The sequence below is a fragment of the Bacillus cereus group sp. MS39 genome, assembly GCF_040448665.1.
In the GTDB taxonomy this organism is placed as follows: Bacteria; Bacillota; Bacilli; order Bacillales; family Bacillaceae_G; genus Bacillus_A; species Bacillus_A wiedmannii.
The window spans coordinates 1,845,260-1,868,539 of record NZ_CP123058.1 but is presented as its reverse complement, the minus strand read 5'-3'; the positions used below and the strand labels follow the sequence as shown (position 1 = coordinate 1,868,539).

Sequence of the window (23,280 nt, the reverse complement as noted above, 5' to 3'; positions counted from 1 at the left end):
ATTCTTTTCAACAGGGACCTACTACCCAACAAAATAAACCGAGAGATATCCTCTCGGTTTATTTTCTATATTTTTTTATATAATGTGCCAAAGTAAGTAGCGGATATATATAGGCATAGCTATGATAACGAATATAAAACCCACCTGGCAAACCTGTTCCGGTAGGATATTTTTCATTCACATAAGGATTCGCAAGCAAATATGAAATACCTTTTCGAATAGCTGGTGTTTCTTCATCATGGTAAGAAATGAGAGCATCTAACGCCCATGCTGTTTGGGATGGTGTACTAAATGGTAAAGTAACGAACCTTTTTTCCACGCTACTTTGGCACGATTCCCCCCACCCACCATCTTCATGCTGTATATGTTCTAACCATAAAGCTGCTCTTTTCATTGATGGATTGCTAGATGGAATTCCGAGTGACCGTAAACCCGTCATAACAGCCCACGTACCATATATATAACAAATCCCCCATTTCCCATACCATGATCCATTTTCCTCTTGCACATTCATTAACCAATTTATCGCACTTTGTTTTTGTTTCTCAGGCAATTCATTTTGCGCGTATGTCCCGAAAAGCTCTAACACTCTTCCTGTAATATCTGGTGTAGAGGGATCTGTAATCATATCGCTTGCATTTTCGATTGGTAAATTTGCTAATAAATTACTCGTCACACCTTTTTCAAACGCTCCCCAACCACCATCATTATTTTGTAATCCTTTAACCCAATTGACCCCTTTCTTCCAGGCATTATCTACATTTTCGTTCCCTCTACTTCTTGCCAACGCTCTTAGCACGGCTGTTGTATCATCGACATCTGGAATTGTCGTATTCACATCTGAAAAACCCCAACCGCCTGGAGTCAGCGCCGGAGCATGTACGCTCCAATCAGCTTTTTTTGTATGCTGTTTTTTTAATACATACGCTGCTGCATGTTGAATCATCTTATTATCTTTCGAAGCGTGGGCCTCTTGTAACGTATAGCTGAGTAAAGCCGTATCCCATACAGTTGAAGGAGAGTTTTGCAAATGATTCCCTCTTTCCATCTTCCATATATAAGATGTTATCCCTGCTATAGCTTTTTGAATCATTGATGATTGAAGAGAATGTCCTAACGCGAGTAAAGCATAAATCATATAAAATGAGGCAGTTGCGTAACTATATAACGTTCCATTTTCATCAATACGCTCTTTCATAAAACGTTCGACTTCCTCATATCCTTTATGGTGTAAAGAAAGTGGATACGATATGATTTGTTTTACATCACTTAATAACGTTTGAAACAACGGAGACCGCTCCTCCCGAAACCATTCCCCGCCCCCGCCTGCGATATGATTTAAATTTGGCAGTAACTTTTTTCCTACTCGAAATCTTTTATTTAAACAAACCATCATCGGAATTAAATGGATACGTGCTGAGCTACTCAATTCAAATATACTGAGGGGTGAATCATTTTGCAGAAACATAATCGGTGTTGGCAAATGAAAGAGCGAAGGGTATTCATATTCTCCATGAATTGCTAATAAAAACTTCGTCATAAAATGAGCACGCGCCACGCCTCCACGTTCCTTAATAAACATTTCGGCTCGCCTCATATTCGCATCTTCTTTTGTATATTTTTTTGAAGCTAGTAAGGCCGCATAAGATTGAATTGTAGCAGATAAATTGCCACCCACTTCATCTTCATACAATTTCCATGTTCCTTCATTTGTTTGAAGTGATGCTAATCTTTTTACAAACGGTTCTATCTCTTTATCTCTACCTAATAATTTTAATAAAAAAATCATATGGCAATCTGTTAATGGTGCTCCTTCAAAACAAAACTGCCACGTACCATCTTGCCGTTGCATCGTTTGAAGTGCAGTTGTTCTTCTCGCTATTTCTTCATGCACTTTTTCATATAATAACAAGTTACTCACCCACCCTTTCGAAATCCGTATAACGATATTCAAAAAGGTAGCTAAATATGTATGAAAACAAAGAAAAACAGAACATATAAAATGTTCTGCTCATAAGCAATATCCCACTCCGACAATAATCCCTACTAAAGCACCGACTACTACTTCATACGGTGTATGCCCGACAAGTTCATTTAACTTCTTATATTCTGTTTGTCTACCGTGAAAGAACTCATTCAATATTTTCGCTTGTTTACTAACCGCAAGTCTTACTCCTGAAGCATCATACATAACAATTATTGCAAAGATAGCAGCAATAGCAAATAAGGTACTTTCCACACCTTCCACAACGCCAACACCTGTCGCAAGTGCTGTAACAGTTGAAGCATGAGAACTCGGCATCCCACCTGAAGCGAAAAACTTTGCAAAATCAAATTCACCCGTTTTGAATAATTTAAAGACTACTTTCGTTAATTGTGCTAGAAACCATGAAATTACAGCGGCCATAAGCGGATCATTATGTAAAATTGTTTCCACGTTCTCAGCTCCCTACTGACTATAATGGAAATCTATATAGTATCAGTATAAAGAAAAATGCGTAGAAAATACTACGCATTATGATACTTTTGCTGATTTATTTTTTATAAATTTCGGTTGCTTCTGCACTAAAAACTTTGTTTTCGCTATTGAAAACACAAATAATGCAACCCATATACAGAAAAATGCCATCATATGAGTAGATGTGAAATGTTCACCAAATACGAATACACCTAAAATCAAACTAATCGTTGGTGCAATATATTGTAAAAATCCTACCATATAAAGGGGAATAAGTTGTGCTCCTTTTGCAAAATAAAAAAGTGGTAAAGCTGTAACAATGCCTGCTCCTATTAATAGTAACGTCGATGACATGGAAATAGATCCAAATGAACCGAATCCATGCGCTCCTGTCATAACGAGATAAATAATTGCAAACGGCGTCACTAACATTGTTTCCATCGTAAGACCAATTGTCGCATCATAGTTTAACAATTTTTTCGTTAATCCGTATAATCCAAACGAAAAGGCAAGTGATAAAGAAACCCACGGAATAGATCCGAAACGGACTGTTAAAATGATAACCCCTATTCCAGCTAAACCAACTGCAACATATTGCCAAAAGTTTAACTTTTCCTTTAAAACGACTGTACCAAGTAAAATACTAATAAGCGGATTAATATAATATCCAAGACTTGCTTCAATAACATGATTATGATTAACGGCCCATATGTAGACAAACCAGTTTCCGCTAATCAAGACTGAAGCTATTGTTAATGACATTAATAATTTAGGTCGTTTAAAAAGGTTCACGAACTCCCCAATAAACTGACGAAACCTCTTCGTAACACCTAATACAAGTAACATAAAAACAAACGCCCAAACGATGCGGTGTGCTAATATTTCATCTGCTGGAACTTCCTCAACCCATTTCCAATAGATTGGTAGGATTCCCCACATCGTATAAGCACCAGCTGCATATATAATCCCTTTTTTTTGCTGTGCTGATTGACTCCCCATCTTCCCTTTTCTCCTCTTCTCATTTTTCTCCATTATACGGTCCCGCATGCTCACTTTACCAATAATCAATCTGCAATTCTTTCGACATTTCTCATACAACAAAAAGTAAACATACTGTTATAACGACAAGTAATGGTATACCGAAAACAAATTTCTTTTTATGTGTTTTATGGTGAAACATATACATACCGATCCAAGCACCAACTGCGCCTCCAGCTGCCGCTGATAAAAACAACGTACTTTCTGGCGTTCTCCACTGTTTCTTCTTCGCTTTTCGTTTATCAAGCCCCATAAGGCTAAAAGCTATAACGTTAATAATAATAAAATAAATCCATTTCATCGCTTTCTCTCCCTATGAAAAATTCGCTTAATGGTAACATGAAAAAACGATGGAAACAACTGAAGAACACTTTTTATTAATTAGTTACCTTTATATTTAAATAATGAACTAAAATCGCAGTTAAAGCAATTAAATAGAAAGATGTTATAAGCAGAATCTTATATTGCATTCCCTTCATCCACTACCATATCATCGAAAAAACTTCTCTCAATCTCTTTTTCATCAAAATGAAGAACTACAATTAGTCCTACATATAAAGAAACGAAATTTAGAAACCATTCCCCATTATCATCTTTCTTAGCTAAACATTTAAATATCTCTTGAAATTGCATACGTTCATCTGCAGCAACAACCGGACGCACACCAAAATATTTCAATACGAGATTCAGCTTCAGCTGCACGGATAATGATAAAATATATTTTAATATCTCCGTATACTCCGCACTATCTTTTTGACTATACAACTTCACAAGCTTTTGATGTAAAGTAGAAATCGATAATTCTTCGTCAGTCACTTTAGTTGCTTCTATCGTTTCAATCATCTTTTTCATATCCATTACATTCACCCCTTCTGCAAAAAAACAAAAGCCAAAGCGTATTTATTTTATAATCAGCAATAATTGAATATTTCTCATCTCTCGTTCTTCTTTACTAACTAAGTCATACTTTTTTAAAAGATGAAAGATATCATTTAATATTTCCTGTGAATGATTACCTTGCAAAAATCCCTTCAATCCTGTAAAAATCTCTTTAGGCAAAAAACTCTTTTGACTTTCAAGCTTATTCATTACATCTTCCATAGAATGATCGATATTACACGCCATACTAAACTTCCCCCTCTATCCTCTATAAATAATATCCTCCGCTAACGATGTAAACACTTCTCCTACAAGAGACTCTTCATCATATACAGATGAACCGTTATTTTCTTCTCGTTTTGCAAAAGGTATTTGTGCAATCACTTCTGTTTGCAATTGTTCTGCAAGCATTTCGCCGCCACCTTTTCCGAAGAGATAATTTTTCGATCCATCTTGTTCTTCATAATAAGCCATATTTTCTACAATCCCTAAAATCTCGTGTTTCGTATGTTTTGCCATAACACCTACTCTAGATGCTACGAATGAAGCTACATTGTGTGGTGTTGTAACGATAATTTCTTGCGCCTGCGGGATCATTGCTGCAACATCAATAGCTACATCTCCTGTGCCAGGTGGTAAATCAAGAAGTAAATAATCTAATTCTCCCCAGTGCGTATTCGCGAGGAAATTTTGAATCCATTTATTTAACATCGGTCCGCGCCACATAACTGGGTTATTTCCTTCCGTAAAAAATCCCATCGACATAATTTTAACACCGTGACTAACAACCGGAATTGCTGTTTGATCAATCATCGTCGGTTTTTGATTCGTTTCCATCATAGCTGGAATGCTAAAACCATATATATCTGCATCTAATATCCCCACTTTTTTGCCCATACGAGCTAAAGCAGTTGCAAGGTTAATTGTCACCGTTGATTTTCCAACTCCACCTTTACCGCTCGTTACAGTAATAAATCGTACCCCTGAATCACGGTGAAGCATGCTCGGCATACCAGTTTCTGTTCTACTATTTTTCTTTAATTTCTCTGTTAGCGCAGCTCGTTCTTCTTGTGTCATAGAACCAAATGTCAAATCTACTTTAGATGCACCAATTGCCTGAAGAGACTCTTCCACATCTTGTTGAATTTTTGCCTTTAATGGACAACCTTGAATCGTTAGCACTACTTCAAGTTTAACCTCTGTTCCATTCATTTGTATATTTCTAACCATATTTAATTCTACAATACTTTTGTGTAACTCCGGATCCTCTACATGTTTTAATGCGTTCATTATTTGTTCTTGAGTAATCATAGAACTCATCCCTTCTCGTATTCGAATTTATATACAACATCTTCTTGGCGAAAAAGCTTATTATCCCCCACTAACGGGCGGGATTAATGCGACTATATCTCCAGCTTTTATCATCTCTTCATCCGTTACAAACTCTTCATTAACAGCCACCATCACTCTATCAAACGATTGTAAGCAATAGCTTGCTTTGAGCCATTCTTTTAATTGCTGAACTGTCATTTCTTGCTTTTCTAAAATTACTAGTCGATTCGATCCGACTTCCTCACGTAAATTTGCGAACAATAAAATTGTAATCATCTTCTCATTCTTCCTTCTTCGGTTTTCCATCCGGATATGCCGTATTTTCAAGTTGATCTCCAATCCACATCGTTCCATCTTCCCAAAATTCTTTTTTCCAAATTGGGACGATTCGTTTTATACGTTCAATCGCGTATTCATTCGCTTCATACGCTACTTTACGATGCGGTGATGAAACTGCAATAACGACCGCAATATCCATGATTTCTAACCGCCCTACTCGGTGCGTAATTGCTACTTTTGCATCCGGCCATTTTCCATTCATTTCTTCACCAATTTTCGTAAGTTGTTTTACTGCCATCGGTTTATATGCTTCATACTCTAAATGTAATGTTCGTTTTCCTTTTGTTAACTCTCTCACCGTACCAATAAAAGTTGTAATTGCACCTGCTTCTCTTCTTGCGACTTTATTCGTTACTTCTTCAACTACAATCGGTATATCTACAATCTCAAATAGCGCTTGTCCCATTAGAAACACCTCTCACTTTATAAAATGCCCAAGGCCATTCACTACCTTCGTTATCTTCCAGCAAGAGAACATCTACGAACATATCTTTTTTATAACCTCTCGTACCACCTGGAAGTACAATAAATATATTTGTCTCTGCTAGAGAAGAAACCGAGCTAGATTTATCAAACCCTGACGGATAAGCAATTAATTGCCCTTCGTTATATGTCAGTTTTGCTCGCACAAATCTTGTAAATGGATTTGGTTTTAAAAAATCTTCTCCTAATAACGCTTTTTCTCTTTTTACATGTGCTTTTTCACTAAACATATACGTCCGAATACACGGTCTTACAAATAATTCAAATCCTACGTAACAAGCAGATGGATTTCCTGATAAACCAAATAATAACTTGCCATTTAATTGCGCTACAGTCGTAACACTTCCTGGCCGCATTGCAACTTTATTGAAAAGAACCGATGCACCTAACTTTTCGTAAATAGCTGGTAAATAATCGTAATCCCCTACTGATACACCGCCTGTTGTAATGAGCATATCCACTTGGCTTAACGCTTCTTTTACAGCTGTGAAACATGTATGAAAATCATCGCTAAACTTCCCAAAATATTTTACTCTGCCGCCCGCTCTTCGAATTTGAGACAATATCATATACGTATTACTATTTCGGATTTTCCCTGGCTGTAACGAATCATTTACATCCAGTAATTCACTACCAGTCGCTAACAATCCAATTACAGGCTTTCTCGCCACTGGTACCTCACTATATCCGAACGTAGCAAGAAGAGCTGAAATCCCTGGATGAATGTATGATCCTTTTTTTGCAAGAACCGTTCCTTTACGAGCATCTTCACCTTGAAAAGAAATATTGTCGCCCGCTTTGAACGATCGCTTCACTTCCATATAATTGTTGCCAGCTTCCTCATATTGACGAGTCAGCTCTAACATAACAACCGCATCACACCCATTCGGAATTTGTGCTCCCGTCATAATTCGAACCGCTTGAAACGGACCTACTTTCTCATCGAATAGCGATCCTGCGCCAATTTCACCAACTACTTTAAATACAATTGGCGTTTCATAACCCGCTAAATTCGTATCTTCTGCTCTAATAGCAAACCCATCATACGGTGAACGATTGAATGAAGGTACATCATGGTCAGCTACTAAATCCTCCGCTAATATACGTCCGTAAGCTAATTCAATAGGTAGTAGTTCCTTTAAGCCGTTACTAGCAAATCCCATTACTTTACGAACAGCTTCTTCAACCGTAATTGGCACTCTTCTTTCCATTATTGACAACCCTTTCTATTAACCGAATACGCGATAATATAATTGTTTCGCTTTCGAAATATCATTTGTACCATGAATGAAAACACGACCATCTCGAAAAATAACGACGCGGTAATCATCTAGTTGGCAAGATAGTAAATACGGATTCCGCTCTACTTCCCCCAGTTTTTTTAATACTTTTTCTATATCGTCAAAATCGTACTTCCTATTTTCTACCGGCCTAATTTGCACTGTATTTCTTCCGCATAAAACAGCCACCTTCGTTTGGTGTTCGTATGATAAATAAGGATAAGTTCGATTCAAACCGCACGAGGGGCAATCGTCTGTTTTGATTTTCCCTAGTTTTATAAAATGGTTTTGATTACTCCATATATCAAACATGAAAAATGTTTTTCTAATTGCTGAGAAATCTCTGACTAAAATTTTGAGTGCTTCCGCCACTTGATATGCTGCGACGATTTGAACAGTCGGGCTAATAATTCCAGCGGTATCACATGTCACACCTGTAACAGGAACGTTCTTCAGCACACAATGTAAACACGGTGTCTCTTGCGGAATAACCGTATAACTCATACCGTACGATCCAACGCAAGAACCATATACCCACGGGATATTATGTTTTTGTGATAAGTCATTTATTATAAATCGAATATCAAAATTATCTGTTGCATCAATTATTACATCTACATTTTTTAATAGGTCCTCCATATTTTCTGCAACTGCATCCATTATGAAAGCATGTATTTGTACTTCCGAATTAATTTGTTCTAGCCGATTTTTAGCAGCGATTGCTTTCGGCATTTTCTCTCTCACATCTTGTTCAGAGTACAGTTGTTGCCTTTGTAAATTACTCCATTCAACGTAATCACGATCAATAATCGTCAATTTGCCAATCCCTGCACGTACGAAACTTTCGGCACTTGCACTTCCTAATGCGCCTGCTCCTACAATTAACACATGTTTATTTCGAATTTTTTCTTGCCCTCTACTCCCAATTGGTTTGAACAACTGTTGTCGTGAATACCGCTCAGCCATTACATATCCTTCCTCTCACGAACTCTATTTCATATTAGAATGTTGTTTTTGATAACAAGCAAAATAAGCAAATCCAACAAATCCAGCTCCCCCAATTACATTTCCGATAAAAACAGGAACAAAATTTCTAGCAAGATCCATCCACGTCAGATGACCTGCAAAAATAACTGCTGAAATAACAAACATATTTGCTACCACTTGCTGAAATCCAATCACTACAAATGCCATAATTGGAATCCAAATTCCGATTATTTTCCCGACAAAATCACTCGTCCCATAAGCGAGCCAAAGCGCAAGACAAACGAGCCAATTACATCCAATCGCTAAAATTAAAGTTCTCCCAAACGTTTCATGTAACTTTCCTTCTGCTATCGCTACCGTTTTATTTAAATAATCTCCCTCTGTTAATCCGCCAAGATGACCGAAACAATACGCAACAAAAATAGCTCCCACGAAATTCATGAAAGTAATCCAAACCCAGTTATTTAGTACACTTACCAATGTAATTTTCTTTGCATAAAGCGCCATAGAAAGTGACATCATATTTCCGGTAATTAATTCACCTCCTGCTAATACGACGAGCATTAATCCAACAGGAAAAACCGCTCCTCCTAAAACATTGACCAAACTACCCCAGCGCTCTGGTAAGTTACCTAAAACGCGAATGTTAAGTAAAAAACCGAGCGAAATAAACGCTCCTCCTAAAAAACCGAGAATAAGCATTGCTGGCAACGTCTGACTTACTTTTTGAACACCGGCCTCAATTACAAGCTCAGCAATTTGTTCCGGTTTATGAAATGCCATTACTAATTCCTCCATTTTCTCCAAATAAAAAAGCAGCTTCAAAAAACCTCCTCAAAATAAAGGTTTTTGAATGCTGCTTAATTTCTCTGCACATCTTTTACAGAGATATCAATCATCACTTTTACTATAAAATAGAAAATCTACAAACGTTGCATACTTTCCATTTTGTATATACTTCCTCAAAGCGTCACTTTTATATATCAACCACCAATATGTGACATTTCAATTTTAGGTATTCTTTTTTTACTTGTATTATTTAAGCGTTCATCTGAATACCGATCTTCTCGATTGTTCCATATATCGCGTACGATATATGTTATTTCCTCGTCAGTGTATCCAGATCGAAGTAGTTCTCTCAAGTCATTTCCTTTAGAAGCGAACAAACAAGTATATAATTTTCCTTCTGCAGAAATACGTGCTCTCGTACATGATGAACAGAAGGAATCTGTTACTGATGAAATAATACCTATTTCTTCATCACTTCCAATATAACGATAGCGAGTCGCAACTTCACCTGCATAATTTGCTTCTATCCGTTCTAATGGCATAACTTGATGAATGGCATCTACTATTTCTTGTTTCGAGACGACCTCTCTTAATTCCCAACCGTTATAATTCCCAACGTCCATATACTCAATAAAACGAAGAATATGCTTATTTTCCTTAAAGTATTGCGCCATCTGCAAAATATCTTGTTCATTTTTCCCTTTTTGAACGACCATGTTAATTTTAATTTTCATACCAACTTCAGCTGCAGCCTGTATTCCTTCCAGGACCCTTTGCACTTTGCTTCTATTACCATTCAAATAGAAAAACCGATCTTCTTCTAAGGAATCTAAACTAACTGTCACACGTGATAAACCCGCCTTATATAAATCAGGAGCAAACTTTTTCAGTAGTGATCCATTGGTTGTTAAACCGATATCCTCCACACCATCTATTTTATTAAGGCGCTCAATAAGCTGCGGAAGACCTCTTCGAAGTAACGGTTCTCCGCCCGTAATTCGTAACTTTCTTACACCTAAAGAAACAAAAATACGTGTTATCCTTTCAATCTCATCAAAAGATAAAATTTTATCATTAGACAAAAACGAATAATCCGGACCAAATATTTCTTCTGGCATACAATAGCGACAGCGAAAATTACAGCGATCAGTAACAGAAATACGTAAATCCTTTAAAGGGCGTTGTAGTTTGTCTAATGTGACAGGTTTCATCTTTATTGCCTCGCTTTTACTTATTTTATATTTATAACACGCTCTGGATGGGTATATACATTTAAGGATTCATTCCGAATAAACCCTATCGTAGTAATACCTAGTTCTTCTGCTAGCTGCAAAGCCAACTCAGTTGGAGCTGATTTTGACAGTATAATTTCACAACCAATCTTTGCAACCTTCAATAATATTTCCGAAGAAATACGACCACTAAAAACAATGATTTTATCTTTTATAGAAATATTATTTTTTAAGCAATAACCGTAAATTTTATCTAATGCATTATGTCTACCGATATCCATTCGGCTTAAAATAATACCATTCACATCACACAAAGCTGCATTATGAACGCCACCTGTATGACGAAACGTCTCCGCAGATTGCTGCATTTCTTTCATTAATCGAAAACAGTCTTCTGCAGCAACCTGTACATGGACTCCATTCATTTTCTTTGCGCTTAGTGCATCATTCGCAAAAACAAACCCTTGTCTACTCATACCACAGCATGAAGTAATATATCGTTTATTTTGCATTTGTTCGTAATATGGATTCACTTTTGCCGTCGTGACATGTACAAATCCTTCTTTCTCTTGTACCCATATGTCATCAATCTCTTCATACTTCCGAATGATTCCTTCAGATGCTAAGAAGCCTATTACCATATCTTCTATATATTCTGGAGTACTAACCATTGTAACAAACTCCTGTCCGTTCATTTTAATCGTGACTGGAAACTCTGTTACAATACTGTCCTCTATATGTTTAAACGCCCCATGTTCATAACGAAAGATTTCTCTTTCTACCTGTATCGGGTTCACGATCAGTATCCTTCTCTCACGTTATATTTTTATCAAAAACAAATACCGAAACTGCAATATCCTCTTCTACTTTCATATCTGAAAATAAATTCACTAATTTCGCTCCAACAAGTTCCTCCAAGTGTTCACGGGAATTCGCAGCATACACTTCTTGAATCATTTTCGTTCTAGCCATATGAACCATTTCCGCACCGTCCATCGTACTTGAAATGAATTTTTCAGTAGGTGTTAAGTTTCCATAAAGGGTCGCAATCGCCATATTTTCAGCAAATACAGTATGAATTCTTTCTGGCCCTTTTCCGAAAAGTTCTTTTCGAAGTTTTCGTATCATATCATTAAATTCATGTACTTTTTTTGACATACAATTATACCTCCCAAAAGCCTCATTTTACTTTATTATATATTTTACCAAAATGATCCTTCCGCCCAAACTATTTCGTACAAACATTTGGGCGAAAAGGTTCACTTCATGAAGTTTATTCGTCTTTTAACCCTTTCCCCATACCTTTTAAGAAATGAAGTCCAAACCCGATAGCACGGTTAATGTCTGGGTCTTTCAATACTTTCATAAGATCGAATACCCCTACTTTTTTGTTACTCTCTAGATGTTCATTTCCTTCTTCTAGTCCTACTAATAAGCTACCTATAAGCTTTTTCGTAAGTTCCGGATCAAGTTCTGTTAAAGCACCCGCAGCACCCATCATATTATTAATTAAATTTGTAACAGGCTCACGAGTCACTTGGCCAAGAACAATCTTTGCGATTGGTTCTTTCGCCTTTAGCATAGAATTTGCAGCTTCTAGCATTCCGATGTCATTTAATTCCCCAACAATATTAAACATTTGATTTAAAGCTTCTTCATTATTAGCTAGGAGCTCTTTTAAATCATCTAATTTTTGCTGTTTTATTTCTTCCTCAGTTAATTCTTGTTTTTGAATCATTTTTATAGGTGCAGCCATATTTTTCTCCTCCTACTTATCCGTTAAATGCACATACCCTGGACGTGCCCACTTACGATTCACCTCAATACCAGCTTGAGGATGACGTTTTTTGTTACGCGGGTTCGCTTTTGGCATCGGATTTGCGCCATCAACTTCTAGCACTTCCATACGCACTTTCGTCTGTTTATAAGCAGGTGTGTTCGTACGTACGTCCACAGCAGGACCTGTTAAGAAATTAATTGCTGTTTCATTATCTGTAGAGTTCATCGGTAAATATAACTCATTCGCTTTTACACGGTCTGTTACAAGTGCACGTAATTTTAATGCTCCATAAGGAGAGACAAGACGAACTAATGAACCTGTTTTCACTCCACGTTCTTTTGCAAGTGCTGGAGAAATTTCAACAAACACACCAGGTACTTTCGTTTGAATACCTGTTGATTTATTTGTCATATTCCCTTCATGGAAATGCTCAAGCATACGACCGTTATTAATGTGAAGATCGAACTCCGCTGGGAATTCAGCTGGACGTACCCAGTCAGCAATCGCAAAACGAGCCTTTTTATCCGGGAAGTTAAATCCATCTTGGAACAGAAGCGGCGTATTCGTGCCATCGAAACTTCCCCAATGGAAACTATTCCATCCTTCAAGTACTTCATAGTTTGCTTGTGAGAATAGTGGTGATAAACTTGCCATTTCAGCAAAAATTTCACTTGGATGACTATAACTCCAGTTTGCACCTAATTTATTCGCAACTTCTTGCACGATCCACCAGTCTGGCTTCGCATCTCCAAGTGTAGGAAGAACTTGATATAGTCTTTGTACACGGCGTTCTGTATTTGTGAAAGTACCTTCTTTCTCAAGAGATGGCGCTGCCGGTAATACAACATCTGCATATTGAGCAGTTTTAGATAAGAAAACATCTTGTACAACGAAGAAATCAAGGCTCGATAACACTTCATGTACATGGTTCGCATTAGAGTCTACAAGAGCCATATCCTCTCCGACAAGATACATAGCTTTCATTTTCCCTTCGTCAATTGCGTGAAGCATTTCAATATTATTAAGACCTGGTTTACTATTAATTTTCACTCCGTAAGCCATTTCAAATTTCGCACGTTCCATATCGTTCGTAACGTGCTGATATCCTGGGAGCCATCCTGGTAAAGTACCCATATCACAAGCACCTTGTACATTATTATGACCTCGAAGTGGATATGCACCAGCACCTGGACGACGATAATTACCTGTTGCAAGAAGTAAGTTTGAAATCGCAGCGGAAGTATCAGATCCACCTGTATTTTGCGTTACTCCCATACCCCAAAGGATACATGTACCATCTGCATCACGAATCATTTCAGCCATTTGAATAAGTGTTTCTTTAGAAATACCAGTCATTTCTTCTGCATATTCAAGTGTATATTCTTTCAGACTCTCTTTGAAATCTTCAAAGAAGTTTACATTCTCATCAATAAATCGTTGATCGTGCCAGCCTTGGTCAATCATATATTTCGTAACAGCCATTAACCATACTTGATCTGTTCCTTGTTTTGGACTAATAAAGACGTCTGAACGCTCTGCCATTTCTGTTTTACGAAGATCAGCCACAATTAATTTTTGTCCGTGTAATTTATGCGCACGTTTAATACGTGTAGCTAAAACAGGATGACCTTCTGTCGGATTACAACCTACAATAATAACAAGACCGGATTTTGCAATATCTTTAATCGTTCCAGCATCTCCGCCCATACCAATTGTACGGAATAATCCGTCTGTCGCTGGCGATTGACAATAACGTGAGCAGTTATCAATATTATTCGTTTCAAATACTTGTCGAGCTAACTTCTGAATTACATAATTGTCTTCATTCGTAATTTTAGATGAAGAAATAAAACCGACAGCATCTTTACCGTATTCTTCTTTAATAGATCCTAATTTACTTGCAACTACATTTAGTGCTTCTTCCCATGTAGATTCAACAAACGTTCCATTTTTACGAATTAAAGGTTTTGTAATTCTTTCTTTAGAATTTACGAAATCCCAACCGAATTTTCCTTTTACACAAGTAGAAATTGCGTTAACTGGTGCATCAGAAGAAGGCTGTACTTTAAGGATTTTACGCCCTTTCGTCCACACTTCAAATGAACAACCTACACCACAAAATGTACATACTGTTTTCGTTTTCTTCGTACGAGTATCACGCATGGCCGCTTCCACTTCTGATACCGCAAAAATGCCGCTATATCCAGGCTCAACTTCTTTAATTAAATCTACCATCGGTTCAAGAATATCCGGTTTTAATCCCGTCATAAATCCAGCTTCACCGAGCATCGTTTTCTCCATTAAAGCGTTACAAGGACAAATGGTTACACATTGACCACAGCTCACGCATGAAGAATCATTAATATTTACTCCTTCATCCCAAATAACTCGTGGGCGTTCCGCTTCCCAGTCTATCGATAACGTTTCATTTACTTGTAAGTTTTGACACACCTCAACACATTGACCGCATGCAATACATTGATTAGGATCGTAGCGATAAAACGGATGCGTCATATCAACTTCACTTGCATCTACTTTTGGTTCATAAGGATATTTTTGATGTTCAATTTCCATTAATTCTGCTGTATTATGCAGTTTACAGTTCCCATTGTTGTTGTCACATACTGTACAGTATAATAAATGATTTTCTAGTAACCGATCCATTGCCTCTGTTTGTGCTTCTTTGGCATGAGCAGAATTACGTTCAATGTTCATACCTTCTGTCACTACTGCCGAACAAGAGCGCACTAACTTTCCGTCAACCTCTACAATACAAGTGTCACATGTTTGAATAGGATCTACTTCTGGCACGTAACAAATTTGCGGATGTTCAATCCCGTTCTCATTAATAACACCCAATATCGTTGAACCAGGCTCCGCTGTATACTTTTTTCCGTCAATTGTAATATGAACCATGTTGTTATTCATGGTCTTTCCCCCTTTTTGAGAATAAAAAAACTCCACCACGAAAATATACGCACCACATTTCGGCACGTTATTATCATGGTGGAGTAGTTTATTAGCACATCTTGCTAAAATACCAATCCATTTATTCATAAATAAAACGATAGATTCATAACAGATCATATCACGATTCCATCTTTAACACTGTAATTATAGCGTTAAAGCTAAAAATATACAATATAAAATTTAAACTACGCATATGTCCGCATGGAACTATCCATAATAACCCATATAAAACATAACAAGGAGTAAGCGAACAAATGGGGTCTTTTAATAAATGGATACGTGGTGAAAACTCATTCTCTGCACAAGAACAAGCTGATCACCTTTTAAATAAATCTATCTCTTCCTCTCTTTCCCTTAATCTAAAGCACTTGTCCAAACTCTTTAGCGGTATTCCAGAATTAATTACACGTACTTTTCCGTTAAAAAACGGAAAAGTAGCTGCAATTATATATATGGAAGGACTTGTAGACAAAACTGTTATTAACATTGATATTCTTCGCCCTCTCCTATTTAAAGAGTGGAATGAAGATAATTGTTGGGAATCCTCAGTTACAGTCGGGAATATAAAGAAAGTTCAGCAGTGGTCAGACATTGAACAGTCCCTTTTACATGGTAAAAGCATTTTATTTATAAATGGACAACTTACAGCGTTAGAACTAGATACGCAATCGGCGCCAAAAAGAAGTATTGAAGAACCTACAACAGAAACTGCCATAAAAAGCTCACACGAAGGATTTAATGAAGTAGCGAGCGACAGTCTTGCACTTATTCGTCGATATATTCCAAATCGCGAATTGAAAGTGAAGGAATTCACTGTTGGTGAACGAGCTACTTCAAAGGTTTTTTTGCTGTACTTAGCAGACGTTGCAAACGAAGACGTTGTACAAGAAATGGCATGCCGCATCGAATCAATCAAAGTGGATGCCATTATTACTACCGGAGAATTAGAAGGGTTTGTTGAAGATAATTCCTATACTCTCTTTCCGCAATTATCAATAACCGAACGCCCTGATACAACGGCCCATCACATTTTGGATGGACGAATTGCTGTTATTGTAGACCGCTCACCCGGCGTATTAATTGGACCTATGACCTTTTCATCTTTTTTTCAGACGATAGATGATTACAGCTTCCGGCCAATGATTCCATCTTTCATACGACTACTTCGTTTTACCGGACTATTTATTGCAATATTTGCTCCAGCTCTTTATATTGCTATGATTTCCTTTCATTATGAAGTGATTCCACTTAAATTATTGTTAACAATTGGAGAATCTCGAGCTAAAATTCCTTTCCCCCCTATATTAGAAGCACTTTTGATGGAACTAGTACTTGAAATGCTCCGCGAAGCTGCGGTTCGGCTTCCTGGTCCCGTTGGACAAACGATTGGCGTCGTAGGAGGGATTGTCATTGGACAAGCTGCTGTCCAAGCAGGAATAGTAAGTAATGTTATGGTTATCGTCGTATCTATTACTGCAGTCGCTTCTTTTATCATCCCTAACATGGAAATGTCAGCAGGAATTCGGCTTCTTCGCTTTCCAATGATGATAACCGCTTCTTTGTTTGGGGTCATTGGAATTATGGTCGGGATGGCAGTTATCATCATCCATATTCTTTCTATGGAATCACTTGGTGTTCCTTATGGTAGTCCTTTTTCTCCGTCATTTGCTTCGGATTTAAAAGACATTCTTGTACGTTTACCATGGAAACTAATGAAGAAACGACCACTATCCCTTAACTTAAAACAAGAGAATCGACAACGCGATATAGAAGAAACGGAGGAAGATAAGTGACAAAGCGTGCAAAGAGGGAGATTAGTTTATTTCAATACATTTTAACGATTAGTGGTGTTCAAGTAGGGTTCGGTGTACTTACACTGCCACGTGAAGTTGCGCAAGGGGCGAATACAGATGGCTGGATGTCTATTATAATAGGATGCGCTATCACTACTTTAGTCAGTCTATGTATTGTAAAAATTATGGAAAAACATCCCGGGTATACTTTACTTGATGTGCTAACTCGTTATCTTGGGAAGTGGCTAGGAAGAGTAGGAATGATTTTTTGGATTTTATATGCTGTTCTTGCAGCTGTATCCTTAATTTTTTCCCTCTTATACGTTATTCACATTTGGATTTTACCTAGATCTCCAATGTTTTTAATCATGATGTTATTATCTATCCCAATGGTTATGCTCGCATGTAAAGGTGTTCTTATTATTAGCCGCTATGCTGTTTTTACTGTCTTATTTACACTCTGGATGCCATTGCTATTATTTATCCCACTTAAAGACGGGCATTGGGTTTATCTGCTTCCTCTCCTTAAAGAGGGATGGCTACCAGTTTTCAACACAGTAAAATCAACTATTATTGCCTTTCTCGGATTTGAGTTTGCATTTGTCCTTTATCCTTATCTCAGTAATAAATCATCTGCAAAAAAAGGAATCGTTATTGCAAATATGATTACTTTATTCGTTTACCTGCAAGTTACGTTCGTTTCTTTCGTTTATTTTAGCCCAGATGGTATAACTAAGTTTTTATGGCCCACTCTCTCTCTTGTTACACCATTTCACTTTTCATTTCTGGAACGGTTTGAAATTATCTTTTTGTCATTTTATCTCTTCATTATTTTTGATTCTTGCATTCCTTATATTTTTACTGCCTCAGATGGAATCAATCAGTTACTTAACAAAAAAGGGAGTTCATTACCTATTTGGTTTTTATTATTCGGGTGTGTTTTCGTTTTATTTTTTTATATCCCATCCTCGTATCAAATAAGTGCATTGCGGGAATTTTGGGGAACTGCAAGTTATTTTATCGTTTTTCTATTCCCAGTCGTATTTCTCTTATACATGACACTTTATCAGCATTGGAAAAGGAGAAAAATTTAAATGAGACGCTTTATTTTCACTATATTTTGCTTTCTCATAACCTTTTTAACAGGATGTGGAGGAGATCGGCTCGACTTAGAAAAACAATCCATTTCATTAATTTACGGGTTTGATGCAAAAGCAAAAGGAAAATTAATTGTATACCACGTAAACCCTATTTTTAATGAAGATGTGGAGAAAAAATACGAAACTCATGAAGCGACAGTACATACCCCTCGAGAAGCAAAAGCAACATTTAATAGTTCAAGTAGCGGTTTAGTATCTACAGAAAAGTTACAACTCATTTTATTTAGTACGAAATTTTTAAAACAAGAAGGAGCTATGCCTTACCTTGATGTTTGGTATCGCGACCCTAAAAATACTGGAAATATGCGCATGGTTGCAGTAGACGGTTCAATCTCTTCAGTTATATATAATAATTTTAAAGATAAGCCTGCACTTCCTGAATATTTAACAGATTTAATTAATACGAACAAACTATACAATCGAACCGCGTTTACGACATTCCATGAATTCCATAGGCAAACTTTTAATAAAGGTATAACACCTGCTATCTCAGAAATAAAAAAAGGTAAAAAAGATATTCTCGTTACCGGCTCTGCATTATTAACTTCTCGCGGAATCTATAAAATGTCTTTAAATCGATATGAAAGTGCCCTTCTTCTTCTATTACAAAAGAAAGCGAATATACCCGTTTCACTTACACTGAAAATCCCTTCTCATTCAGTTGAAAGTAATAGTCATCTAAAAGATACAGACGGCGACGACTTCGTAACAATAAATGTTCTTAGCATGAATCGTGACATTCACACAGGCTATAGCGATAACCGTTTCAAATTTAATATTGCAATGAATTTTAAAGTTTCCGTATCTGAACTTACATTCAACATGGATATAGACAAAGGTAGAAAGAAATTAACTTCACTTATTACAAAACAACTAAACAAAGATTTAAACGATTTAATCCACAAAATTCAAAAACAGCAACTTGATCCATTCGGGTTTGGTGATTATGCGAGAGCATTTCAATATAAAGAATGGAAAACGGTTGAAGACGATTGGCCGAGTGCCTTTTCAAAGTCTAATGTGAAAGTAGCACCTACTATTAAAATTTTAGAGAACGGGATTATTAAATAAAAAAACACGCTACTTGCTCTTATACGTGTAAAGAGTAAGTAGCGTGTTATCATTTTTATTTTGAAGCTTCCTATACAGTTACGCTTCTGTTTCTGGTTCTTCGTTTTCCGCCTGTTCCAATCTTTGCTGCTCCGCAAGTTCGGCTGAAATCATTCCATAATAAATTTCTGGATACAATCCAAATATTTGATATACACTTCCTAAAAACGGCATCGGAATCCCTCTTTTCTAAAGTTGTATTACCACTTTTAAGGATTCCCTATTCATTCATTATACATTCGTTTTTGGCGTTTCCTCTTCATCATGAACGCTTAATAAATTTTGCCACTTTTTATAAGGAGCACTATTTGGATCTACATAACCTTTCGCATACGAACGATCCCACAATTGTTTAATAAACATTTCTTTCTCTTTCTTTGCAACCATATCGGCACCTGTACCGTAATAGTTTTGGAAATACAACTCAATTTCATCAAGGAATAATCTTAATAATTCATCAGAAGTTTCTTCTAACGTTGGATCATATTTCGCCTCACGGTCATACATTAAAATCATATCTAAAATATTATGGACATGCTCTTTACGAAGCCATCTAATATCTTGAGCACCTAATACGAACGGATGTGTATATAAATGTCCGCCCTGTATCATAGCTTTTTCTTGTTCTTCTTCAAATCTGGACAAGATGTTTTCATAAATAAATGGGTTATGAAGCAACGCTCTATGCAATTTGTAACTTTCGCTTGAAATATTTTTCCCCATCGATTGAATTAAGAAGCTACGTCCAACGCCGTTATATTGATACACGAACTGCCCATCAACAGCAACTAAACTAATCCAGCGATACATATACGCGTATAGTAGAGCGCGATTACATTTATCGTAATCTAACTTCGTTTGCGTTGCATTTAAGTCTGGCATAAATGCTGGTAAGTGCCAATACTTATCTAAATGCGGCGTTAAACTAGATTTTTTACTATTCAACTTGTTTACACGGCGATAGTACGACTGAAAATAATCACCTTTATCATTCATAAATCCATTTGCGATATGTCCAGACGACAGCTTAGGAAAGTCTTGCAACGATAAACCGTAATGCGCACGATAACAAATGACTTCAAATGGCGAAAAAGCTTCATGTACTGTATCTTTTTCTTTAAACATTTCTTGAATTAATTCCTCTTGTAGTTCTTTCTTTAAAGATGGATGTATACCCCAATATTGTAATTCCCTATGATGGGAAACTTTCGGAACGAATGGACTTGCTAAATGGAACAAGTCTTCAATTTTTTCACGGACGTATTCATCACGATCACGCTTCTTATAATCCGCTTCTTTTCGTAACGCTTCAACAATATTCAGCTCTAATTTATCACGATAGCGTACTTGTAATTCATCGTAGCAGTAACTTAGTATGTGCTCACGATAAAAGTCTTCCACCTTTTTCGATTGAATCTCTTCTGTTTTCGCATCTCGGCAATATTCCCCGTATAAACTCATATAAATTTCCGCAGAGATATCTTTCGGTAATACACCTAAATTTAAATGTTGCTGCATATCTTGCCATATCTTTTCTTGCAACTTCTCTTCAGCTAATACGTATACATTCGTTGGGTTTGTTTTCCCTTCAAATTCCTTGCTTCGTTTTTGAATTTCAAACAATAAATTTTCACGCGTTTCATGTAAATTATCAAAAAACCTTTCCCAATATTGAATCATTTTATTAACTGCTTGATAAAGCGATTGATAAACGAGTTCTAATAGCATTTCTTTACGATACTCGTTTAATTTGTGTACGTACTGCGTTACAATATCTTCAAATTCTTTTTTAAACAAACGCCGCTGATTATTCATCATTTTCCCAAACCAGCCTTGTTGCTGCGCGATTTCTACTCGGCGCACAGCTGTTACCGTTCCATCAATATTACTCACATTAAATTTCTTATCGTAGTTTTGAATTAAATTACGCTTTTGTTCATTATTTTCATGTAGTCGATTCATTTTTTCGACTAACTGCTTTCGAATTTCATACAACATAAAACGAGCTGATACTGGATGAACAGGATCTGTTTTCTTTAAAAACCATGTATTTAATTGATAGGACTGTCCCTCAGAACCACTTGGTGAAAAACGGTCTGATTCAATCATGTCATATAAAAGTGTCGTTACATGTTCATGTACACGGCTCGGAATCGCATACGCATATAAACGAACTGCATGATCCACCCTTGCTACTTCACCTTTCATTTGTTCCATCATTTTCAGTTTCGCAGCTGAAATTTTACACTCATGCTGTAGACGATTTAATTCCTCGTCTTTTTGCACCGTACGCTGTACATAGCTTTCTACAGCCTCTAAAAACTGTTTAGATTTCGCAACACCAACCTTACCACCTTCTGCTCCTTCACGCGTTTCATTGTACATTTGTCTATAGAAAATATGAGCCTGTTCTGGGCGAGTAGCAAGATGTTCTAAGTCTTCTAAATAACTTTTCCCACGCTCTGGCTTTTCACGCTGCATCCCGCGTTTGACGTCTTGGTCATATCTTTGCTTCTTCTCTTGAAACAGTTGATCTAAATGAAGCCACGATTCATCTAAACCTTGCACGGCCCATTTTAAGGCGCAATATTTTAACACGTGCTCATATGGATAAATAATCTTTGCCGTTCCTGCCCCGCAATATCGCCCTTTCCCGCTTGATTCTGCTAATTGCTGAATTTGATTATCTTCCTGCGCAAAATGATTTGCAGACATCGGACTAAATAACTGTAAATAAATCGTATTTGCCATTTGCTCCATATAATCTGATAAATTATGCAGATGGTGTCCATGTAAATTTTCGTAATCGTATAAGAAACAATAATTGTACGGTAAATGGTGTTGTTTAATCGTATGATTCGTTCTTCCGTCTTCATCTACTTGATCAGGTCGATATTCTAATTCAATCGTCACTCCGCCACGTTTTGATAATTCTCCAGTAGAACCGAGTGTAATGGCATGTAATTCTTTTAACGATGCATAACCATTTGCTTGCACCGTTTCAAACTCTTTCCCACTAACCGTTCTCGTCTTCACCAACACATCCGGCATTAGAAACGCACCACGTATTAAAATGTTATGATGCTGCAGTTTTTTTCGAAGCATTTCACGTAAATATAATGCAATTTGCAGAAACATCCCTGAGCCTGTTCCGCCCGCTAGTGATGTTACGATAATGACACGCACACCATATTCCGTTTGATCACTTGTAACCGGAAAAATCTTCTCAATTTCTTGCCAAAAGGACGTCAATTTATCTTCTTTCATCGCAGCACGTAACGCTAAACGGGAAATGACACGTAACTGCCCTGCCCCTTCTGTCAGTGGTTTATCAAGTATAGTCGGGTCCATCGGAAACCACTCTGGAATCGTTGGATCTCCTGCAATATACTCTCTTGGCGTTTTACTAGAACTCGTTTGCGTCTTAAACTTTCGAATATGATCAAATTTACTCAATGTATTCACATCTGTATCAAATACGTGCATTGCTACCTTTTTTCGGCGCTCCTCAGGTAGCCTTTCATATATTTGATGTGTCACAGTACTACCGATTCCACCTAAACCAATTAATATCGTTGGAACTTGTAACGTCATGTGAACCACCTTCCTATTCTTGCTTGTTTGAAAAGAGGAGAGAAAGATAAGACTCC

Annotated in this window: 22 protein-coding genes; 3 read left to right on the top strand and 19 right to left on the bottom strand. The window is 37.0% G+C overall.

The window, feature by feature from the left end:
- Positions 1 to 58 precede the first annotated feature (58 nt).
- From QEP67_RS09715 to fdhF, 17 genes are all read right to left on the bottom strand, one after another.
- Entirely contained in the window at positions 59 to 1,912 is a 1,854-nt protein-coding gene (locus tag QEP67_RS09715; RefSeq protein WP_000928141.1) for a prenyltransferase/squalene oxidase repeat-containing protein, read from the bottom strand.
- 99 nt (positions 1,913 to 2,011) lie between these two features.
- Positions 2,012 to 2,437, bottom strand: a complete 426-nt coding sequence (locus QEP67_RS09710) for a divergent PAP2 family protein (RefSeq protein ID WP_000447816.1) — start codon at positions 2,435 to 2,437, stop codon at positions 2,012 to 2,014.
- A 78-nt stretch (positions 2,438 to 2,515) separates the two neighbouring features.
- Positions 2,516 to 3,457, bottom strand: coding sequence for an EamA family transporter RarD (gene rarD / locus QEP67_RS09705; protein ID WP_000535553.1), 942 nt, complete (start codon positions 3,455 to 3,457; stop codon positions 2,516 to 2,518).
- A 91-nt stretch (positions 3,458 to 3,548) separates the two neighbouring features.
- Positions 3,549 to 3,797, bottom strand: coding sequence for a DUF1294 domain-containing protein (locus QEP67_RS09700; protein WP_000871327.1), 249 nt, complete (start codon positions 3,795 to 3,797; stop codon positions 3,549 to 3,551).
- 158 nt (positions 3,798 to 3,955) lie between these two features.
- Positions 3,956 to 4,354, bottom strand: a complete 399-nt coding sequence (locus QEP67_RS09695; protein ID WP_000367290.1) for a hypothetical protein — start codon at positions 4,352 to 4,354, stop codon at positions 3,956 to 3,958.
- 42 nt (positions 4,355 to 4,396) lie between these two features.
- Positions 4,397 to 4,621, bottom strand: coding sequence for a hypothetical protein (locus tag QEP67_RS09690; protein WP_000752392.1), 225 nt, complete (start codon positions 4,619 to 4,621; stop codon positions 4,397 to 4,399).
- Between the two features lie 15 nt (positions 4,622 to 4,636).
- Positions 4,637 to 5,686, bottom strand: coding sequence for a P-loop NTPase (locus QEP67_RS09685; RefSeq protein WP_000632628.1), 1,050 nt, complete (start codon positions 5,684 to 5,686; stop codon positions 4,637 to 4,639).
- Between the two features lie 60 nt (positions 5,687 to 5,746).
- Positions 5,747 to 5,983, bottom strand: coding sequence for a molybdopterin converting factor subunit 1 (gene moaD, locus QEP67_RS09680; protein ID WP_000628506.1), 237 nt, complete (start codon positions 5,981 to 5,983; stop codon positions 5,747 to 5,749).
- Between the two features lie 4 nt (positions 5,984 to 5,987).
- Positions 5,988 to 6,452, bottom strand: a complete 465-nt coding sequence (moaE, locus tag QEP67_RS09675) for a molybdopterin synthase catalytic subunit MoaE (RefSeq protein WP_000529381.1) — start codon at positions 6,450 to 6,452, stop codon at positions 5,988 to 5,990.
- Positions 6,433 to 7,740, bottom strand: a complete 1,308-nt coding sequence (gene moeA, locus QEP67_RS09670; RefSeq protein ID WP_000442217.1) for a molybdopterin molybdotransferase MoeA — start codon at positions 7,738 to 7,740, stop codon at positions 6,433 to 6,435. Before moeA ends, moaE begins: the two co-directional genes overlap by 20 nt.
- 18 nt (positions 7,741 to 7,758) lie before the next feature.
- Positions 7,759 to 8,775 (bottom strand): MoeB/ThiF family adenylyltransferase, encoded by a 1,017-nt coding sequence (locus QEP67_RS09665; RefSeq protein ID WP_000840960.1) that lies wholly within the window; start codon positions 8,773 to 8,775, stop codon positions 7,759 to 7,761.
- A gap of 24 nt (positions 8,776 to 8,799) precedes the next feature.
- Positions 8,800 to 9,579, bottom strand: coding sequence for a formate/nitrite transporter family protein (locus tag QEP67_RS09660; RefSeq protein WP_002107908.1), 780 nt, complete (start codon positions 9,577 to 9,579; stop codon positions 8,800 to 8,802).
- A 200-nt stretch (positions 9,580 to 9,779) separates the two neighbouring features.
- A complete protein-coding gene (moaA, locus tag QEP67_RS09655; RefSeq protein WP_000805854.1) occupies positions 9,780 to 10,796 on the bottom strand; it encodes a GTP 3',8-cyclase MoaA in 1,017 nt (338 codons plus the stop codon).
- A gap of 20 nt (positions 10,797 to 10,816) precedes the next feature.
- Positions 10,817 to 11,614, bottom strand: a complete 798-nt coding sequence (fdhD, locus tag QEP67_RS09650; RefSeq protein WP_001068303.1) for a formate dehydrogenase accessory sulfurtransferase FdhD — start codon at positions 11,612 to 11,614, stop codon at positions 10,817 to 10,819.
- 16 nt (positions 11,615 to 11,630) lie between these two features.
- Complete coding sequence (locus QEP67_RS09645; RefSeq protein WP_000039582.1) at positions 11,631 to 11,975, bottom strand: DUF2294 domain-containing protein; 345 nt, start codon at positions 11,973 to 11,975, stop codon at positions 11,631 to 11,633.
- A 115-nt stretch (positions 11,976 to 12,090) separates the two neighbouring features.
- Complete coding sequence (locus QEP67_RS09640; protein WP_000729894.1) at positions 12,091 to 12,573, bottom strand: DUF1641 domain-containing protein; 483 nt, start codon at positions 12,571 to 12,573, stop codon at positions 12,091 to 12,093.
- 12 nt (positions 12,574 to 12,585) lie between these two features.
- The gene (fdhF, locus tag QEP67_RS09635) at positions 12,586 to 15,525 is read right to left on the bottom strand and encodes a formate dehydrogenase subunit alpha (protein ID WP_001063660.1); all 2,940 of its coding nucleotides are present in this window, start codon (positions 15,523 to 15,525) and stop codon (positions 12,586 to 12,588) included.
- Between the two features lie 296 nt (positions 15,526 to 15,821).
- On the opposite strand from fdhF, the gene QEP67_RS09630 reads away from it, so the two are divergent.
- From QEP67_RS09630 to QEP67_RS09620, 3 genes are read left to right on the top strand one after another with little or no spacing between them, the layout of a single operon-like run.
- Positions 15,822 to 17,360, top strand: a complete 1,539-nt coding sequence (locus QEP67_RS09630) for a spore germination protein (RefSeq protein WP_000534527.1) — start codon at positions 15,822 to 15,824, stop codon at positions 17,358 to 17,360.
- On the top strand, positions 17,357 to 18,454 hold the full coding sequence (locus tag QEP67_RS09625; protein ID WP_000166511.1) for an endospore germination permease: 1,098 nt from the start codon (positions 17,357 to 17,359) through the stop codon (positions 18,452 to 18,454). The genes QEP67_RS09630 and QEP67_RS09625 overlap by 4 nt, the downstream gene beginning before the upstream one ends.
- Positions 18,455 to 19,591, top strand: a complete 1,137-nt coding sequence (locus QEP67_RS09620) for a Ger(x)C family spore germination protein (RefSeq protein WP_001252183.1) — start codon at positions 18,455 to 18,457, stop codon at positions 19,589 to 19,591.
- Positions 19,592 to 19,669: 78 nt separating this feature from the next.
- Here the strand turns inward: QEP67_RS09620 and QEP67_RS09615 are convergent, their stop codons facing one another.
- Positions 19,670 to 19,804, bottom strand: coding sequence for a hypothetical protein (locus QEP67_RS09615; protein ID WP_001116178.1), 135 nt, complete (start codon positions 19,802 to 19,804; stop codon positions 19,670 to 19,672).
- 57 nt (positions 19,805 to 19,861) lie between these two features.
- On the bottom strand, positions 19,862 to 23,224 hold the full coding sequence (locus QEP67_RS09610) for a tubulin-like doman-containing protein (protein ID WP_353706566.1): 3,363 nt from the start codon (positions 23,222 to 23,224) through the stop codon (positions 19,862 to 19,864).
- Between the last annotated feature and the right edge of the window lie 56 nt (positions 23,225 to 23,280).

Bases quoted from the DNA above. Each gene is read 5' to 3' on its own strand.
- rarD (WP_000535553.1), bottom strand. From the start codon at position 3,457: ATGGGGAGTCAATCAGCACAGCAAAAAAAAGGGATTATATATGCAGCT.
- QEP67_RS09700 (WP_000871327.1), bottom strand. From the start codon at position 3,797: ATGAAATGGATTTATTTTATTATTATTAACGTTATAGCTTTTAGCCTT.
- QEP67_RS09695 (WP_000367290.1), bottom strand. From the start codon at position 4,354: ATGGATATGAAAAAGATGATTGAAACGATAGAAGCAACTAAAGTGACT.
- QEP67_RS09690 (WP_000752392.1), bottom strand. From the start codon at position 4,621: ATGGCGTGTAATATCGATCATTCTATGGAAGATGTAATGAATAAGCTT.
- QEP67_RS09685 (WP_000632628.1), bottom strand. From the start codon at position 5,686: ATGATTACTCAAGAACAAATAATGAACGCATTAAAACATGTAGAGGAT.
- moaD (WP_000628506.1), bottom strand. From the start codon at position 5,983: ATGATTACAATTTTATTGTTCGCAAATTTACGTGAGGAAGTCGGATCG.
- moaE (WP_000529381.1), bottom strand. From the start codon at position 6,452: ATGGGACAAGCGCTATTTGAGATTGTAGATATACCGATTGTAGTTGAA.
- moeA (WP_000442217.1), bottom strand. From the start codon at position 7,740: ATGGAAAGAAGAGTGCCAATTACGGTTGAAGAAGCTGTTCGTAAAGTA.
- QEP67_RS09665 (WP_000840960.1), bottom strand. From the start codon at position 8,775: ATGGCTGAGCGGTATTCACGACAACAGTTGTTCAAACCAATTGGGAGT.
- QEP67_RS09660 (WP_002107908.1), bottom strand. From the start codon at position 9,579: ATGGCATTTCATAAACCGGAACAAATTGCTGAGCTTGTAATTGAGGCC.
- moaA (WP_000805854.1), bottom strand. From the start codon at position 10,796: ATGAAACCTGTCACATTAGACAAACTACAACGCCCTTTAAAGGATTTA.
- QEP67_RS09645 (WP_000039582.1), bottom strand. From the start codon at position 11,975: ATGTCAAAAAAAGTACATGAATTTAATGATATGATACGAAAACTTCGA.
- QEP67_RS09640 (WP_000729894.1), bottom strand. From the start codon at position 12,573: ATGGCTGCACCTATAAAAATGATTCAAAAACAAGAATTAACTGAGGAA.
- fdhF (WP_001063660.1), bottom strand. From the start codon at position 15,525: ATGAATAACAACATGGTTCATATTACAATTGACGGAAAAAAGTATACA.
- QEP67_RS09630 (WP_000534527.1), top strand. From the start codon at position 15,822: ATGGGGTCTTTTAATAAATGGATACGTGGTGAAAACTCATTCTCTGCA.
- QEP67_RS09620 (WP_001252183.1), top strand. From the start codon at position 18,455: ATGAGACGCTTTATTTTCACTATATTTTGCTTTCTCATAACCTTTTTA.
- QEP67_RS09615 (WP_001116178.1), bottom strand. From the start codon at position 19,804: ATGCCGTTTTTAGGAAGTGTATATCAAATATTTGGATTGTATCCAGAA.
- QEP67_RS09610 (WP_353706566.1), bottom strand. From the start codon at position 23,224: ATGACGTTACAAGTTCCAACGATATTAATTGGTTTAGGTGGAATCGGT.